Below are 14,575 nucleotides of genomic sequence, written 5' to 3' on the forward strand. Positions count from 1 at the left end.
GGAATAGAGAACATGGAACGTGTTGGCATCATTCAAATGACATCCGGCCCAGATATCGAGGAGAATCTGGACTTCATTGCCAAGCAGTGTGCATTGGCTGCCGAGCAAGGTGTTAAGCTGGTTGTGACGCCAGAGAACGCCACACAGTTTGCCAACCGAGAGGCGTATCACCAGAATGCAGAAGCCTTGGGTGACGGTCCGATTCAACAGTGTTTATCTGATATCGCACAGCACAACCAACTGACTTTAATCGTGGGTAGCATGCCGATTCGTACTGAGCAAGGTGTTACCACTACAACGTTGGTTTTCTCACCGCAAAGCGGGTGCATTGCTCACTACGATAAGCTGCATATGTTTGATGTGGATGTCGCCGATGGACATGGCAGCTATCGTGAGTCGGATACCTTTAGTGCTGGTAATCGTATCGTGACGGTAGAGACCAATATTGGTACGGTAGGCTTAAGTATTTGCTACGACGTACGCTTTCCTGAATTGTTTAAAGCGTTACGCTTCGCAGGGGCTCAAATTATAGCTGTGCCCGCTGCCTTTACCGCTGTTACGGGAGAAGCGCATTGGGAAATACTGCTAAGAGCACGAGCGATAGAAACCCAATGCTGGATTCTTGCCTGTGGGCAAACAGGAACGCACCCTTGTGGTCGCCAAACTTGGGGGCACTCCATGGTGATAGACCCTTGGGGAAGCGTTCACCAACAATTGAATGACCAAGTAGGATTGCTGGTGGCGGAGATAGATTTGTCACACAACCAGCAAGTAAGGCAGAATATGCCGCTGACTCAACACAGTCGCTTTCAAAATGAATTGAAACGGAAATAAAAGAGCTAACTATGAGCATAAACCAAATAGAACAGGCACTCCTTGCCCCAAACGGTCTGACAGAGCAAGACATCGCTGACACACTAGCGAGCATTGCGACGCGCCAGATCGATTATGCGGACATTTACTTTCAGTCCAGCTGGCACGAGTCTCTGGTTCTAGAAGACAGCATCATTAAAGATGGCTCTTTCAATATTGACTGTGGTGTCGGTGTACGAGCAGTCACAGGCGAGAAAACCGGTTTCGCCTATTCAGACCAAATTCAACTAGAAGGTTTGAAGCAAAGTGCGATTGCCGCGCGTGGTATTGCGCAGCAAGGTCAAAACGGCAAAGTACACGCGTTCAAGCGTTCTGATAACCAAGCTTACTACGATGCGGTAAACCCACTAGCAAGCTGGGAAAAGCAACAAAAAACCGAACTGTTGTTGTCTCTGGACGCGTACATCCGTACCAAAGAGCCAATGATCAAAGAAGTATCTATCAGCATCAGTGGTGTGCATGAGCAAATGCTAGTGGCAGCAACCGACGGTACTTATGCTGGCGATATTCGTCCGCTTGTCCGTCTATCAATCAGCGTTCTTGCTGAAAAAGGTGATCGCCGTGAACGCGGCAGTGCTGGTGGCGGTGGTCGTTTCGGTTACGACTTCTTCTTGTCTGAAACAGACGGCGTGAAACAGGCCTTCCAATTTGCTGATGAAGCGATTCGTATGGCGCTGGTGAACCTAGAAGCGGAAGCCGCTCCTGCAGGCATGATGCCTGTAGTACTTGGCTCTGGCTGGCCGGGCGTATTGCTGCACGAAGCGGTAGGCCACGGTTTAGAAGGTGACTTCAACCGTAAAGAGTCGTCAGTGTTCTCTGGCAAAATGGGTGAGCAAGTGACGTCTCCACTCTGTACGATCGTGGATGATGGCACACTGAAAGATCTGCGTGGTTCATTGAATGTGGATGATGAGGGCGTGAACGGTCAATACAACACGCTTATCGAAAATGGTGTGCTAAAAGGCTACATGCAAGATAAGTTGAACGCACGCCTAATGGGTGTAAATCCAACAGGTAACGGTCGCCGCGAATCATATGCGCACCTACCAATGCCACGTATGACTAATACTTACATGCTACCGGGTGAGCACACGCCAGAAGAGATCATCTCTACGGTGAAGAGAGGTCTATACGCACCAAACTTTGGTGGCGGTCAGGTGGACATCACTTCTGGTAAGTTCGTGTTCTCTGCATCGGAAGCGTACTTGATTGAAGATGGTAAAATCACTCGCCCAGTGAAAGGCGCAACGCTGATTGGCTCTGGTATTGAAGCGATGCAGCAAGTCTCTATGGTGGGTAACGACCTGAGCATCGACAGAGGTGTTGGCGTGTGTGGTAAGGCGGGTCAAAGCGTGCCGGTTGGCGTTGGTCAGCCAACATTGAAGCTAGATTCCATTACCGTTGGTGGTACTGAGTAAGCATTAGCTACCAATTAGCTATGACGTTAAAGATCGTCATTCCCTACCGCGACGAAGGAGCGATGATAGGGAATCTCGACTTTTAGCCCAGAGCATCAAACGTTAAGCTATTAAAGAATAAAAGAGCGCTCACTGAGCGCTCTTTTTGTTTTTAAGGGAAGGAAAATAGTTATTATAAGTTTTCTTCGGCAAACTCTGCCAAGCGACTGCGCACCACACCGTTGAGGTGAATGTTGGCGCTGCCTTCAAAGTTCTTGAAGCGTTCAACCATATACGTCAAACCAGATGTGACTGGTGTGAGGTAATGGGAGTCAATTTGTGCCAAGTTACCCGAACACACAATCTTCGTCCCTTCACCACAACGGGTGATGATGGTTTTGATTTGTGAAGCGGTTAAGTTCTGACACTCATCGAGCAGGACAAATGCATTCTGGATCGAGCGACCACGCATAAAGTTAATCGACTTAAACTGAATGTTGGCTTTATCACAGATGTACTTCATCGAACCTTCGGTGCAGTGGTCGTTCTTATGCAGAGCTTCCAAAGTATCGGTCACCGCTGCCAACCACGGCATCATTTTCTCTTCTTCCGAGCCTGGCAAGAAACCAATCGACTCACCAATGTCTGGCGTGTTGCGCGTTACGATGATCTTATCGAACATGCCTTTTTCAATGGTTTGTTCCAGTGCAGCTGCCATGGCAAGGAGCGTTTTACCACTACCAGCGGCACCAGTCAGAATCACCAAATCAATGTCTGGATCGAGTAGGGCATCCATTGCCATGCCTTGATAGATATTTTTCGGTGTAATGTCCCAAGCACGTCGATGCATCATGCGCTCACGACTGAGATCGAGTAGCGTGACTTTATCTTCATTGATGGTTTCTACTCGTCCTACAAAATCACTCTCCTCATCAATCACGTATTGATTAATAAAGGTCGGCTCGAACGGCTCGCGACTGAGTTTGTGGAATGTTTTTCCGCCCAGCGCATAGCTATCAACTTCATCAACACCACTCCAAAAATCGCCTTCACGTTGTTGGAAGCCTTTGGTGAGGTATTGGATATCATCAATCAGTTGATCCGTGCGATAGTCTTCAACGAAACGTACGCCAGCACCTTTGGCTCGCAAACGCATGTTGATGTCTTTGGTTACGAGCACAACTTCTCGTGGTGCACGTTTATTTTGCAGATAAAGCACCGCATTGAGGATGCGGTTGTCACCGGCTTTGTCGGCGAAGGCTTTGACGGTTTCCTGCAATTCGAAGTCCGCCAAAATAGAGATGGTGCCTTGGGAAGAGGTGTCTTTAGCAACCGGAATACCTTCAGAGATTTCATCCGGTGTTGCGTCTTTAAACAGATCTTCCAAGGCGCGAATAGCAACGCGTGCATCCCTTGCTACATCGCGTTTACTGTCTTTGATTCGGTCGAGTTCTTCCAACACGGTCATTGGAATGACGACATCGTGTTCTTGGAAAGAGAAGATGGCGAAGGGTTCATGAAGAAGAATGTTAGTATCGAGTACAAACAGTTTCCGATCGGTATCGCCCATAGCGTCTCCTTGCCGCAGTGCGGCTTTGCTGGCTAAAAGTTAAGAAGGAAAGTTCTTCCTAACTCTAATTGCTTGCAATAGAGGTTGTCGGGCAATGTCGGTTAGTGCGCAACCGAGTAGCAAGACAACTTACTAGCAAACCCGTGTTGATCCTAATCGTGTACTTAATGCGCTCAAATCATGTTCAATGATTCTTAGCGCCCCTTAATAGAAGTATACGTAATATTTACTTCTTACAACTCAATAATTGTCATGAGTTTTTTACAATTTGATTGCATTCCTAATTCAGGAAAAAAAGTTTGCCCTTACAGCCGTTTCGACGTGACCTAAATCACAGCTTCAAGTAAGATTAGCGACCTTTTTCTGGGCATAGGCTATGAGAGAATTATTATGCTTAGCTGGCTTAAAAATGTTCAGCAATAGTGGCATGACAAGCTCGATTGGCATAGCAGAAGCCAGAATCAGATCTAAACTATTACCCATGCCTTCGGGTGTGAGTAGACCAACAAGAAATACGAATCAAGAACTAATAACGAGGTAGTCAATTCATGACATTTGCTTTGGGGCAGCGCTGGATTAGCGATACGGAAAGCGATTTAGGTTTAGGTACCGTAGTAGCAATGGATGCTCGTACTGTGACATTGATGTTTGCAGCATCAGAGGAAAACCGAGTTTACGCACGTAACGATGCACCAGTTACCCGAGTAACGTTCAACGTCGGTGATGTCATCGATTGCCAAGAAGGTTGGTCATTAAAAGTTGAAGAAGTACTGGAAGATGAAGGTCTATACACCTATTTCGGTACTCGTGAAGACACGCAAGAGACGGCGATCGTGTTGCGTGAAATCTTCCTAAGCAACCACATTCGTTTTAACAAGCCGCAAGACAAGTTGTACGCAGGTCAAATCGACCGCATGGACAACTTTGTACTTCGCTACCGTGCGCTACAAAACCAATTTGAACAACACAAGAGCCCAATGCGTGGTCTGTGTGGCATGCGCGCAGGTTTGATCCCTCATCAGCTTTACATCGCGCACGAAGTCGGTCGTCGTCATGCGCCTCGCGTATTGCTAGCGGATGAAGTGGGCCTTGGTAAAACCATCGAAGCAGGCATGATCATCCACCAGCAAGTGCTGGCTGGTCGTGCCGAGCGTATTCTTATCGTGGTACCAGAGACACTGCAACACCAGTGGCTCGTTGAGATGATGCGTCGTTTCAACCTGCACTTCTCTATCTTTGATGAAGAGCGTTGTATTGAAGCGTTCGCAGAAGCAGAAAACCCATTCGATACGCAGCAATACGTATTGTGTTCTCTGGATTTCCTACGTAAGAGCCGCAAGCGTTTTGAGCAAGCGCTAGAAGGCGAGTGGGATCTATTGGTTGTCGATGAAGCGCACCACCTAGAGTGGAGCCAAGACAAACCAAGCCGCGAATACCAAGTGGTAGAAGGCTTGGCAGAACGTACTGCGGGTGTACTACTACTGACAGCGACACCAGAACAACTTGGTCGTGAAAGCCACTTCGCTCGTCTACGTCTGCTAGATCCAGATCGTTTCTACGATTACGACGCATTTGTTGAAGAAGAAGAGCAATACGCACCTGTTGCGGATGCTATCACGTCGTTATTCTCTGGTGAGAAGCTGCCTGACGAAGCGAAAAACCAAATTACTGAACTGCTTTCTGAGCAAGACGTTGAGCCACTATTCCGCATTATTGAAAGCGACAGTGATGAAGAAGCGAAAGCGTCAGCGCGCCAAGAGCTGATCGACAACCTAATGGATCGTCACGGTACTGGTCGCGTTCTGTTCCGTAACACGCGTGCAGCGATCAAAGGCTTCCCGAAGCGTAACGTACATCTAATGCCAATGGACATTCCGCAGCAGTACACCACGTCAATGCGTGTATCAGGCATGATCGGTGGCAAGATGACACCAGAAGCACGCGCGGTGAAGAACCTTTACCCAGAAGAAATCTTCCAAGAGTTTGAAGGTGAAGATTCAAGCTGGTGGCAGTTTGACTCACGTGTGAACTGGCTACTTGAGAAAGTAAAAGAGAAGCGCAGCGACAAAGTGCTGGTTATTGCTTCTCGTGCAAGTACGGCACTACAACTTGAGCAAGCATTGCGTGAGCGTGAAGGTATTCGTGCAACTGTATTCCACGAAGGTATGTCGATCCTTGAGCGTGACAAAGCAGCGGCTTACTTCGCGCAAGAAGAGGGTGGCGCGCAGGTTCTTATCTGTAGTGAAATCGGCTCAGAAGGTCGTAACTTCCAGTTTGCTAACCAACTTGTGATGTTCGATTTGCCGTTCAACCCAGACTTGCTAGAGCAACGTATTGGTCGTTTGGACCGTATCGGTCAGAAGCGTGATATCGACATTCATGTACCTTACCTGAAAGGCACATCGCAAGCGATTCTGGCGCGTTGGTTCGATGAAGGTCTGAACGCGTTTGCTGAAACCTGTCCAACAGGTCGTGCGGTTTACGATAAGTACTCTGATGCGCTGATTGAAATGCTGGCATCTGGTGATGTTTCAAACCTTGATGAAGTGATTGAAGAATCAGCGAAGATGAACAAAGAGCTGAAATCACAACTTGAGCAAGGTCGTGACCGCCTACTAGAGATGCACTCAAATGGCGGTGATAAAGCACAGCAAATCGTTGAGAAAATCGCATCGACAGATGGCGATACAAACCTAGTGACATTCGCGTTGTCTCTGTTCGACACCATTGGCTTGAACCAAGACGACAAAGGCGAGAACGCACTTGTGGTAACGCCATCTGAACACATGATGGTGCCAAGTTACCCAGGCTTGCCATATGAAGGCGCGACAATCACGTTTGACCGTGATACTGCGCTGTCTCGTGAAGACATGCACTTCATCAGTTGGGAACACCCAATGATTCAAGGTGGTATCGATTTGCTGATGAGCGAAGGCGTGGGTACCTCTGCGGTTTCTCTACTGAAGAATAAAGCGCTACCAGTGGGCACTATCCTACTTGAACTGGTATACGCGGTGGATGCACAAGCACCAAAACGCAGCGGCATTGCTCGTTTCCTACCGAAGACGCCAATTCGCATGATGATGGATGCTCGTGGTAACGATCTGTCTTCTCAGGTTGAGTTTGAAGGTTTCAACCGTCAGCTTAGCCCGGTAAACCGTCACCTAGGCAGCAAGCTAGTGACATCAGTACAGAAAGACATTCACAGCCTAATCGAAGCGGGTGACGCATTGGTTGAGCAAAAAGTGGAAGAAGTTCGTAAGCAAGCGCATCAAGATATGCAGCAAAGCTTGAATGCCGAGCTTGAGCGTCTACAAGCACTGAAAGCGGTAAACCCGAACATCCGTGATGAAGAAATTGAAGCGATTGAAGAGCAAATCAAAGAGCTAACAGGTTACATCAACCAAGCTCAGGTTCAGCTAGATTCGCTACGTCTGATTGTGGTCAGCCACAACTAATCAGCGTTCATACAAACGAAAAAAGGTCTTCAATTGAAGACCTTTTTCTTTATCTGAGCTTTGTTTATCCCACGAGCTAAGTTAGTCGCTCGCAGCTAATTACATCAACCACTTCCACCAAATAAACAGTGCTAAGAAGCCGAATAAGTAAATCAAACCAGCAATCGACAACCACTTCAATTTACGACCCAATGCCAATGGCTTAGGTAAGTCCGTTTTACTCACTAGAATGTAGTTCAATAGCGCGAAAAACGGTGTCGTCATAAATGCCAGCACCATGGCAAAGTCCAACATTGGCAGCAGTGCCGAAGCCCAGAACACAACAATACCTAAAGCTAGTAGCGATACGATCAGCATGATCGCAGACGTCGCTTTTGGATCGGTTTCTGGCTGTGAACGCAGTAGGCGCTGAGAGTCTGAAATGACACGTGAATAACCATCAATCACCGTAATCGTACTACCGAAGATACAGAAGAACGCAATCACTGCAATTAAGTAACGTGACCACTCACCAATGGTCGAAGCGTACAATCCAACAAGCTGGTGGGAGAAGCCTACGCCGGAGCTCTTAAGCTCGATGCCTGAGCCGTGCAACATCAACGCGCCTAGCGATACAAACACCAAAGCCAGTACCGCTGTGCCAATGTAGCCGACATTGAAATCAAACAGGGCAGATTTTGCCGTAACTTCTTGTTGGCTAGTTTGGCGTTTTAACCACGCAGACGTCAAACAAGAGATCTCGATTGGAGCAGGCATCCAGCCCATGGTCACAACGATAAAGCCGATTGCTGCAATTGACCACGGAGAAGGGGATTCAAAGTTCGCAACAGGCTCTACAGGGTTACCAAATGCAATCGCCACCGCCAGCAAAGTCGCAATGGTCAATACGGTCATGATGGCTTTAGAGAGTGTATCTAGCGCTTTGTAATGACCAGCAAATAGGATCACCAAGCACGTGACCAATACGATGATGCTGAGCGATGCCATCGACAATGAAAATGGAATGAAGTAGCCCAACAAGCTAGCACTGAACATCAACAGGGCTGCTGTATTGATTACCGCTGAAACAGCACTAAGAAACAAGAACAACCACAAGTATGGGCGACCAAGCTTTGCATAGCCTTCAACCAGAGTTTTACCTGTGCCCATGGTGTATTGCACGCCTGCTCGGAAGAATGGGTATTTAAAAAGGTTTACCAGCAGGATGAGCGCCGCGAGTTGCCAGCCGTAGATCGCCCCAGCTTTGGTGGATGCAACAAGGTGAGAGCCACCGACGGCGGCAGAGGCCATAAGAATACCAGGGCCAAGGGAGCGGAAGAATTGCGAGACTTTGGATTGGGGTTGATCGGATACTGCGGATTCCATTTATTATTGTCCTTTTTGTGTCAACTATGCTTATAAATAACATTACCGCTCAGCTTGTCAATTTATATTTACGAAGTGATTTTTTTAATTTTTCTCTTCGTTATTGACTTGGCTATTTTTGTTATTTCTAAAAGTTATATCGATGGTAAAAAGAGGCAGGATTTAAGCGATTTTTCTGCATGCATCTTTGCATCTCTTGGGTATAATCAGCGCGTTTTTATTCTGTAGAGATCCTGCCCATGGCAATGCTTGAGTACAATCCACCAACCGACCCTTGGATTGATGTCGTTTTTGAAGATGAGCAAATTTTGGCGGTAAACAAGCCATCTGGTTTGCTTTCTGTGCCGGGGCGTCTTGCTGAGCATCATGACAGCATGTGGAGTCGCTTAACCGAGCAATACCCTGACATTCAAGTTGTGCATCGTTTAGATATGTGCACTTCTGGCTTGATGGTGCTCGCTAAAAACAAACGTGCAGAAAGTGCGTTAAAAAAGCAGTTTCAATACCGATTGACGCATAAGATTTACTACGCGCGCGTTTGGGGTCATATAGAGCAAGAAGAGGGTGAGATTGACCTGCCGCTGATTTGTGATTGGCCTAATCGTCCGTTGCAGAAAGTGTGTTTTGAAGATGGCAAACCTTCTAAGACGCTGTTCCAAGTAGCGAAGCGAGAAGAACATCCTGATGGTTCAAAGACGACGATTGTACGTTTGTTGCCGATCACTGGTCGATCACACCAATTGCGAGTTCATATGCAGGCATTAGGTCACCCGATTGTGGGCGATGAGTTTTACGCAACCGAAGAAGCGAAAGCCTTCTCTGAACGCCTAGAACTGCATGCCGCTGAGTTGAGCTTTTACCATCCGAAATGCCATTGGCTGCGCAGCATTTTTGTTCCTTGTGATTTCTACCCGGAAGCGGAAGCGATGATCTTTGACTATTTCGACCCAGCGCGTAAATTACCAGATTACAAAACACTGCCTCGCCCATAAATTCATCTTTAGGCAGTGAACAAGGAGTTGTTATGTCACTGCCTAAAGTGGTCTTCCTCGACCGCGCGACCATCCCCACTCAAATTCAAATACCTCGTCCAAGCTTTGCCCATGATTGGGTGGAATACGATCTGACTTCTCCAGAGCAAGTGATTGAGCGTCTCACTGATGCGGATATCGTTATCAGTAACAAAGTGGTGCTCGACCAAACCGTTCTATCTCAGCTTCCTAATCTCAAGATGATTGCTGTGGCGGCCACGGGGTTCAACAACGTCGATATCAACTATTGCGCTGAGCGCAATGTTGCGGTCGCGAACGTGCGTGGCTATGCGACTCGGTCTGTACCAGAGCACGTTATCGCAATGCTGTTTGCCTTGCGTCGTAACTTGTTTGGTTATCATCAAGATATTGCGGCAGGCGAGTGGCAACGCAACAAGCAGTTCTGTTTCTTTACGCATCCGATTGGAGACGTTGCAGGTAGCACCTTAGGTGTGGTTGGCAGCGGCGCATTAGGTCAGGCAACGGCACGATTGGCAAAAGCATTGGGTATGAATGTGTTGTTTGCCGAGCGTAAAGGCGCAACAGAGTGCCGAGAAGGCTATGTTTCTTTTGCTGATGTTCTTGAGCAAGCGGACGCCATCACATTGCATTGCCCTTTGAATGATGAGACGCAAAACTTGATTGGCGCGGCGGAGCTTAAGCAGATGAAGCCTACGTCAATTTTGATTAATACTGGACGTGGTGGCTTGGTGGATGAGCAAGCTTTGGTGGACGGCTTAAAGCAAGGTGAGATTGCTGGTGCTGGGGTTGATGTCTTTACCCAAGAGCCCGCCAATGAGAATAATCCGCTGATTGCCAATATGCACTTGCCGAACCTATTGCTGACGCCACACATTGCCTGGGGTAGTGACTCATCGATTCAGCGTTTGGCTGAGATTCTGATTGAAAATATTAACGCCTTTGAGCGCGGTGAAAGTCTCAATCGCTTGGCGTAATAGCAGAAAATCGGCATGAAAAAAGCAGACACAAAGGTCTGCTTTTTACGTTCTTAAGCGTTGAATTACATTTCTTCTTCAAACGCTTTAAGAATTTGGAAGATTTCACGGTAAGATTTTGCTGGTTTACCGGCTTTCTTCTCTTTCGCTGCTTGGCGAGCAAGTTGACGTAGACGTTGACGATCCGCTTCTGGGTACAGTTCCATTACGTCATCAATCGCTTTATCGCCTTCTTCCACAACGCGATCACGCAGTGCTTCTAGCTTGTGCAGAGCGGCTGTCGCTTGTGAGTGCTTGTTGCGGATTTTATCCAGCGCCGCTTGGATTGGTTCTGGATCTTCGTAACGCATTAGCTTACCAATACGTTGTAGCTGACGACGACGCGCTTCGTTTTTAAAGCGTTGTGCATCAGCGACCGCTTCTCGTAGGTCTTCGCTCAATGGAAACTTATCTAGAACAGCTGGCTTTAGGCCTACAAGCTCTTCACCTAGCTTTTGCAGCTCTTCCATGTCTCGCTTCATCTCGGATTTACTTACCCAGATGATCTCTTCTTCTGGTTCCCATGGCGCTTTTTGATTCTTACGTGCCATTTCAGTTGCCTGTGTTTTGATTAATATTATGACTATTTTAACAAGAATCGTGGGGAGAAAGCGAAATTCTTGTTATTCTATTGTACATCGAATACATGATGTGAAAGACAATGGATATTAAACAGCAGGTTGCTGAGCAACGTACCGAGCTAGAACAAGCCGTTTCACGTGCACTAGAAATCGCTGCGGCGAAGTCTGATGCCGCTGAAGTCGCAATCACCAAGAGCACAGGTTTGAGTGTTTCCACTCGCATGGGTGACGTGGAAAACGTTGAATTCAATAGCGATGGCGCACTGGGTATCACCGTCTACCGTGGTCAACGCAAAGGCAGTGCTTCCACATCTGACTTGAGTGAAGCTGCTATCGAACAAACGGTCTTAGCAGCACTAGACATTGCTCAATACACATCAGAAGACCCATTCGCAGGTCCTGCTCCAAAAGAATACATGGTGAAAGAGGTACCAGACTTAGACCTTTTCCACCCAGATGCGCCCGATCCAGACTACGCAGCGCAAGTCGCGATTGCCGCTGAAAAAGAAGCGTTGAACTACAGCGATGCGATTAAGCAAAGCGATGGTGCAAGCTACGATAGCCACTATGGCGTAAAAGTGTATGGTAATAGCCACGGCTTGTTAGCCAGCTATGCATCCAGCCGTCATAGCACCAGCTGTTGTGTAATTGGTGTGGGTCAAAACGGTGAGATGGAACGTGATTACAGCTACACCGTTGCGCGTCATCGTGATGATCTTTGGACACCAGAAACTGTTGGTCGCAACGCTGCAGAGAAAACCATCAGCCGCCTTGATGCGCAAAAGCTTAAGACAGGCAAATACCCGGTGATGTTTGCTGCAGATGTAGCGACAGGCTTGATTGGTCACCTAGTGATGGCAATCAGTGGTGGTAACCTATACCGTAAGTCTTCTTTCCTATTGGATCATCTTGGTAAGCAAGTATTACCTGAGTGGTTCAACATTTCTGAGCGTCCACACGTACTACGTGGATTGGCTTCCAGCCCATTTGATAGTGAAGGTGTATACACGCAAGATCGTGAAATCATCACCGATGGTGTTTTAGCAACTTACTTGCTAACCAGCTATGCCGCTCGCAAGATGAAGATGGACCCAACGGGTCACGCTGGCGGAATCCACAACTGGTACGTGAAGTCGACAGGTCAAAACTTCGAGCAAATGTTGAAAGAGTTGGGCACCGGTCTACTGGTAACAGAGACCATGGGTCAAGGCGTGAACGTTGTGACTGGCGATTACTCTCGTGGTGCTGCAGGTTTCTGGGTAGAAAACGGTGAAATCCAATACCCAGTGTCTGAAATTACTATCGCGGGTAACTTGAAAGACATGTTCAATCAGATTGTGGCTGTGGGTAGTGATGTAGAAACACGCTCACAAATCCAAACAGGTTCTATCTTGTTGGATACCATGAAGGTTGCCGGTGAGTAAGCTCACTAACCGCTAGATACGAAAAAGCCTGATGTGTTCATCAGGCTTTTTTATTGTTTGTTACCTACTGGTCATTACTGAGGCTAAATCATCAAGGTCGCGAGACCGAGGAAAACTGAAAGACCAATCACGTCGGTCACTGTCGTCAGCGCCATACCACCAGCCAGTGCTGGGTCGATATTCATCTTCTTCAGTAGTATTGGGATAGTTACACCCGCAACACCTGCCACAAGCAGGTTGGTCAGCATGGCTGCCGAGATAATCCCGCCAAGCATCCAGTTACCTTTCCAAGCTACTACAATACCACCGATGATCAGCGCCCACATGATGCCGTTCAGCAAGCCGATAGCCGCTTCTTTCATCAACAGTTCGCGTTTGTTCGAGTCACCGATATGACCGAGTGCTAAGCCACGGATCACAAGCGCAACGGTTTGGTTGCCTGCTACACCACCCATTGAAGGTACGATCGTCATCAGGACGGCAATCGCAGCCATTTGGTCTAGAGTCGCTTCAAACATGTTGGAGACAGAAGCAGCGGCCAGTGCAGCAAGTACGTTGGCACCAAGCCAAATACTACGTTTACGAGCAGACTTTACCACAGGCGCGAAGGTATCTTCGTCGTCATCCATACCCGCCATACTCATCATTGAGTGTTCGGCATCTTCACGGATAACGTCAACCACGTCATCGATGGTGATACGACCAACGAGGTGCTGATTTTCATCCACAACCGGAGCAGATACCCAGTTACGACGCTCAAACAGGCTTGCTACGTCAGAGTCACTAGTATCAACAGTAATCGCATCATCCGCATCTTCCATCACCTCACTGACTTTGACATCAGGTTGTGTGGTGATCAGCGTCGTGATCGGTAGTTCACCAATCAGTTTGCTCTCATCATCAATAACGTACAGCGCGTCAGTTGCTTCAGGCAGTTCGCCTTTCATACGCAGATAACGCAGGACAACATCCACATCAACGTCACCACGAATGGTGATTACGTCGGTGTTCATCAGTCCACCCGCGGTATCCTCAGGGTAGGATAGGGCGGTTTCCACGCGCAGACGATCGGCAGAGTCCATTTGAGAGAGAACTTCACGTGAGACGTCGTCAGGCAAGCTACGCAGTACGTAAGCCACGTCATCGGTGTCCATGCCTTCTGTCGCTTCTGCAAGCGCTTCAGGAGCCATTTTGGACACAAGACTGTCTTTAACATCTTCGTTCAGCTCGTCAAGAATCTCACCGTAATCTTCTGGATCGGTGAGCTGCCAAAGAACCTCACGACTCTTACGCGGCGAGGCTTCTAAAAGGTGTGCGATATCCTCAGGTTCCATGTCCTGCAGTTGGCGACGAACATGGACAAAGCGACCGTTTTCCAGTGCTTCTGTGACTTCTTGGAGGGCTTGGTGAGCTTGGTCGAATTCTATTTGCTCTGCCATTCATTCCTCCCAATTCCTGATATTTACAATGCTTTGAATAATAACTTAATTCTAGGCACCTTTTAATAACAACTTATGAAAGTCGACAAAATTATTTATCGGAATTTAAGCAGGAGGTGAAAGTTATGTGGGATATCTGGCTAGAGATAATAAAAAAGCGAGTGAATCACTCGCCTTCGTCAAACTTATCTTCAATCAAATGGCAAACCGCATCAAGAGCTTGCTCGGATTGATCGCCAGTGGCGTGGATGGTCACGTATTGTCCTTGGGCGGATTCCAGCATCAATAAGCCCATGACGCTGTCTGCGGTCGCGGTTTTGTCTTCTTCGTTGTCGATGGTGATTACCGCATCGAAGCTCTGTGCCAGTTCTACCAGTTTAACCGCTGCACGGGCGTGCAAGCCTAAGCGGTTTTGGATCAATACTTTACGACTTAGTTCCAC

The 14,575-nt window shown here is 47.8% G+C and carries 11 protein-coding genes; 6 read left to right on the forward strand and 5 right to left on the reverse strand.

Annotation, left to right across the window (positions count from 1 at the left end):
* Positions 1-12 precede the first annotated feature (12 nt).
* Entirely contained in the window at positions 13-834 is an 822-nt protein-coding gene (locus tag KIV41_RS20485; RefSeq protein WP_045391583.1) for a carbon-nitrogen hydrolase family protein, read from the forward strand.
* An 11-nt stretch (positions 835-845) separates the two neighbouring features.
* Positions 846-2,291 carry a metalloprotease TldD gene (gene tldD / locus KIV41_RS20490; protein WP_252041210.1) on the forward strand — a complete coding sequence of 482 codons (1,446 nt, stop codon included), beginning with the start codon at positions 846-848 and terminating at the stop codon, positions 2,289-2,291.
* 172 nt (positions 2,292-2,463) lie between these two features.
* On the opposite strand, the gene KIV41_RS20495 is transcribed toward tldD, so the two are convergent.
* Positions 2,464-3,840, reverse strand: coding sequence for a PhoH family protein (locus KIV41_RS20495; protein WP_045391589.1), 1,377 nt, complete (start codon positions 3,838-3,840; stop codon positions 2,464-2,466).
* A gap of 548 nt (positions 3,841-4,388) precedes the next feature.
* On the opposite strand from KIV41_RS20495, the gene rapA reads away from it, so the two are divergent.
* Positions 4,389-7,298, forward strand: coding sequence for an RNA polymerase-associated protein RapA (rapA, locus tag KIV41_RS20500; protein WP_039842652.1), 2,910 nt, complete (start codon positions 4,389-4,391; stop codon positions 7,296-7,298).
* 99 nt (positions 7,299-7,397) lie between these two features.
* Here rapA and KIV41_RS20505 read toward each other — a convergent pair whose 3' ends face one another.
* Positions 7,398-8,663 (reverse strand): NRAMP family divalent metal transporter, encoded by a 1,266-nt coding sequence (locus KIV41_RS20505; protein ID WP_009707642.1) that lies wholly within the window; start codon positions 8,661-8,663, stop codon positions 7,398-7,400.
* Between the two features lie 239 nt (positions 8,664-8,902).
* On the opposite strand from KIV41_RS20505, the gene rluA reads away from it, so the two are divergent.
* Together rluA and KIV41_RS20515 are read left to right on the forward strand one after the other, a co-directional pair.
* Positions 8,903-9,655, forward strand: coding sequence for a bifunctional tRNA pseudouridine(32) synthase/23S rRNA pseudouridine(746) synthase RluA (gene rluA / locus KIV41_RS20510; RefSeq protein ID WP_285337591.1), 753 nt, complete (start codon positions 8,903-8,905; stop codon positions 9,653-9,655).
* 32 nt (positions 9,656-9,687) lie between these two features.
* The gene (locus KIV41_RS20515; protein WP_252041207.1) at positions 9,688-10,650 is read left to right on the forward strand and encodes a D-2-hydroxyacid dehydrogenase; all 963 of its coding nucleotides are present in this window, start codon (positions 9,688-9,690) and stop codon (positions 10,648-10,650) included.
* Between the two features lie 65 nt (positions 10,651-10,715).
* Here KIV41_RS20515 and yjgA read toward each other — a convergent pair whose 3' ends face one another.
* The gene (yjgA, locus tag KIV41_RS20520; protein ID WP_010450448.1) at positions 10,716-11,240 is read right to left on the reverse strand and encodes a ribosome biogenesis factor YjgA; all 525 of its coding nucleotides are present in this window, start codon (positions 11,238-11,240) and stop codon (positions 10,716-10,718) included.
* Between the two features lie 110 nt (positions 11,241-11,350).
* Here yjgA and pmbA point away from each other — a divergent pair, with 110 nt between their 5' ends.
* Complete coding sequence (gene pmbA, locus KIV41_RS20525; RefSeq protein WP_010450446.1) at positions 11,351-12,694, forward strand: metalloprotease PmbA; 1,344 nt, start codon at positions 11,351-11,353, stop codon at positions 12,692-12,694.
* Between the two features lie 83 nt (positions 12,695-12,777).
* Here the strand turns inward: pmbA and mgtE are convergent, their stop codons facing one another.
* Together mgtE and KIV41_RS20535 are read right to left on the reverse strand one after the other, a co-directional pair.
* Positions 12,778-14,133 (reverse strand): magnesium transporter, encoded by a 1,356-nt coding sequence (gene mgtE, locus KIV41_RS20530; protein WP_010450444.1) that lies wholly within the window; start codon positions 14,131-14,133, stop codon positions 12,778-12,780.
* A gap of 166 nt (positions 14,134-14,299) precedes the next feature.
* Positions 14,300-14,575, reverse strand: a complete 276-nt coding sequence (locus KIV41_RS20535) for an HPr family phosphocarrier protein (RefSeq protein ID WP_005432843.1) — start codon at positions 14,573-14,575, stop codon at positions 14,300-14,302.

The sequence above is a fragment of the Vibrio sp. D401a genome (assembly GCF_030248515.1).
GTDB lineage: Bacteria > Pseudomonadota > Gammaproteobacteria > Enterobacterales > Vibrionaceae > Vibrio > Vibrio rotiferianus.

Bases quoted from the DNA above. Each gene is read 5' to 3' on its own strand.
- KIV41_RS20485 (WP_045391583.1), top strand. From the start codon at position 13: ATGGAACGTGTTGGCATCATTCAAATGACATCCGGCCCAGATATCGAG.
- tldD (WP_252041210.1), top strand. From the start codon at position 846: ATGAGCATAAACCAAATAGAACAGGCACTCCTTGCCCCAAACGGTCTG.
- KIV41_RS20495 (WP_045391589.1), bottom strand. From the start codon at position 3,840: ATGGGCGATACCGATCGGAAACTGTTTGTACTCGATACTAACATTCTT.
- rapA (WP_039842652.1), top strand. From the start codon at position 4,389: ATGACATTTGCTTTGGGGCAGCGCTGGATTAGCGATACGGAAAGCGAT.
- KIV41_RS20505 (WP_009707642.1), bottom strand. From the start codon at position 8,663: ATGGAATCCGCAGTATCCGATCAACCCCAATCCAAAGTCTCGCAATTC.
- rluA (WP_285337591.1), top strand. From the start codon at position 8,903: ATGGCAATGCTTGAGTACAATCCACCAACCGACCCTTGGATTGATGTC.
- KIV41_RS20515 (WP_252041207.1), top strand. From the start codon at position 9,688: ATGTCACTGCCTAAAGTGGTCTTCCTCGACCGCGCGACCATCCCCACT.
- yjgA (WP_010450448.1), bottom strand. From the start codon at position 11,240: ATGGCACGTAAGAATCAAAAAGCGCCATGGGAACCAGAAGAAGAGATC.
- pmbA (WP_010450446.1), top strand. From the start codon at position 11,351: ATGGATATTAAACAGCAGGTTGCTGAGCAACGTACCGAGCTAGAACAA.
- mgtE (WP_010450444.1), bottom strand. From the start codon at position 14,133: ATGGCAGAGCAAATAGAATTCGACCAAGCTCACCAAGCCCTCCAAGAA.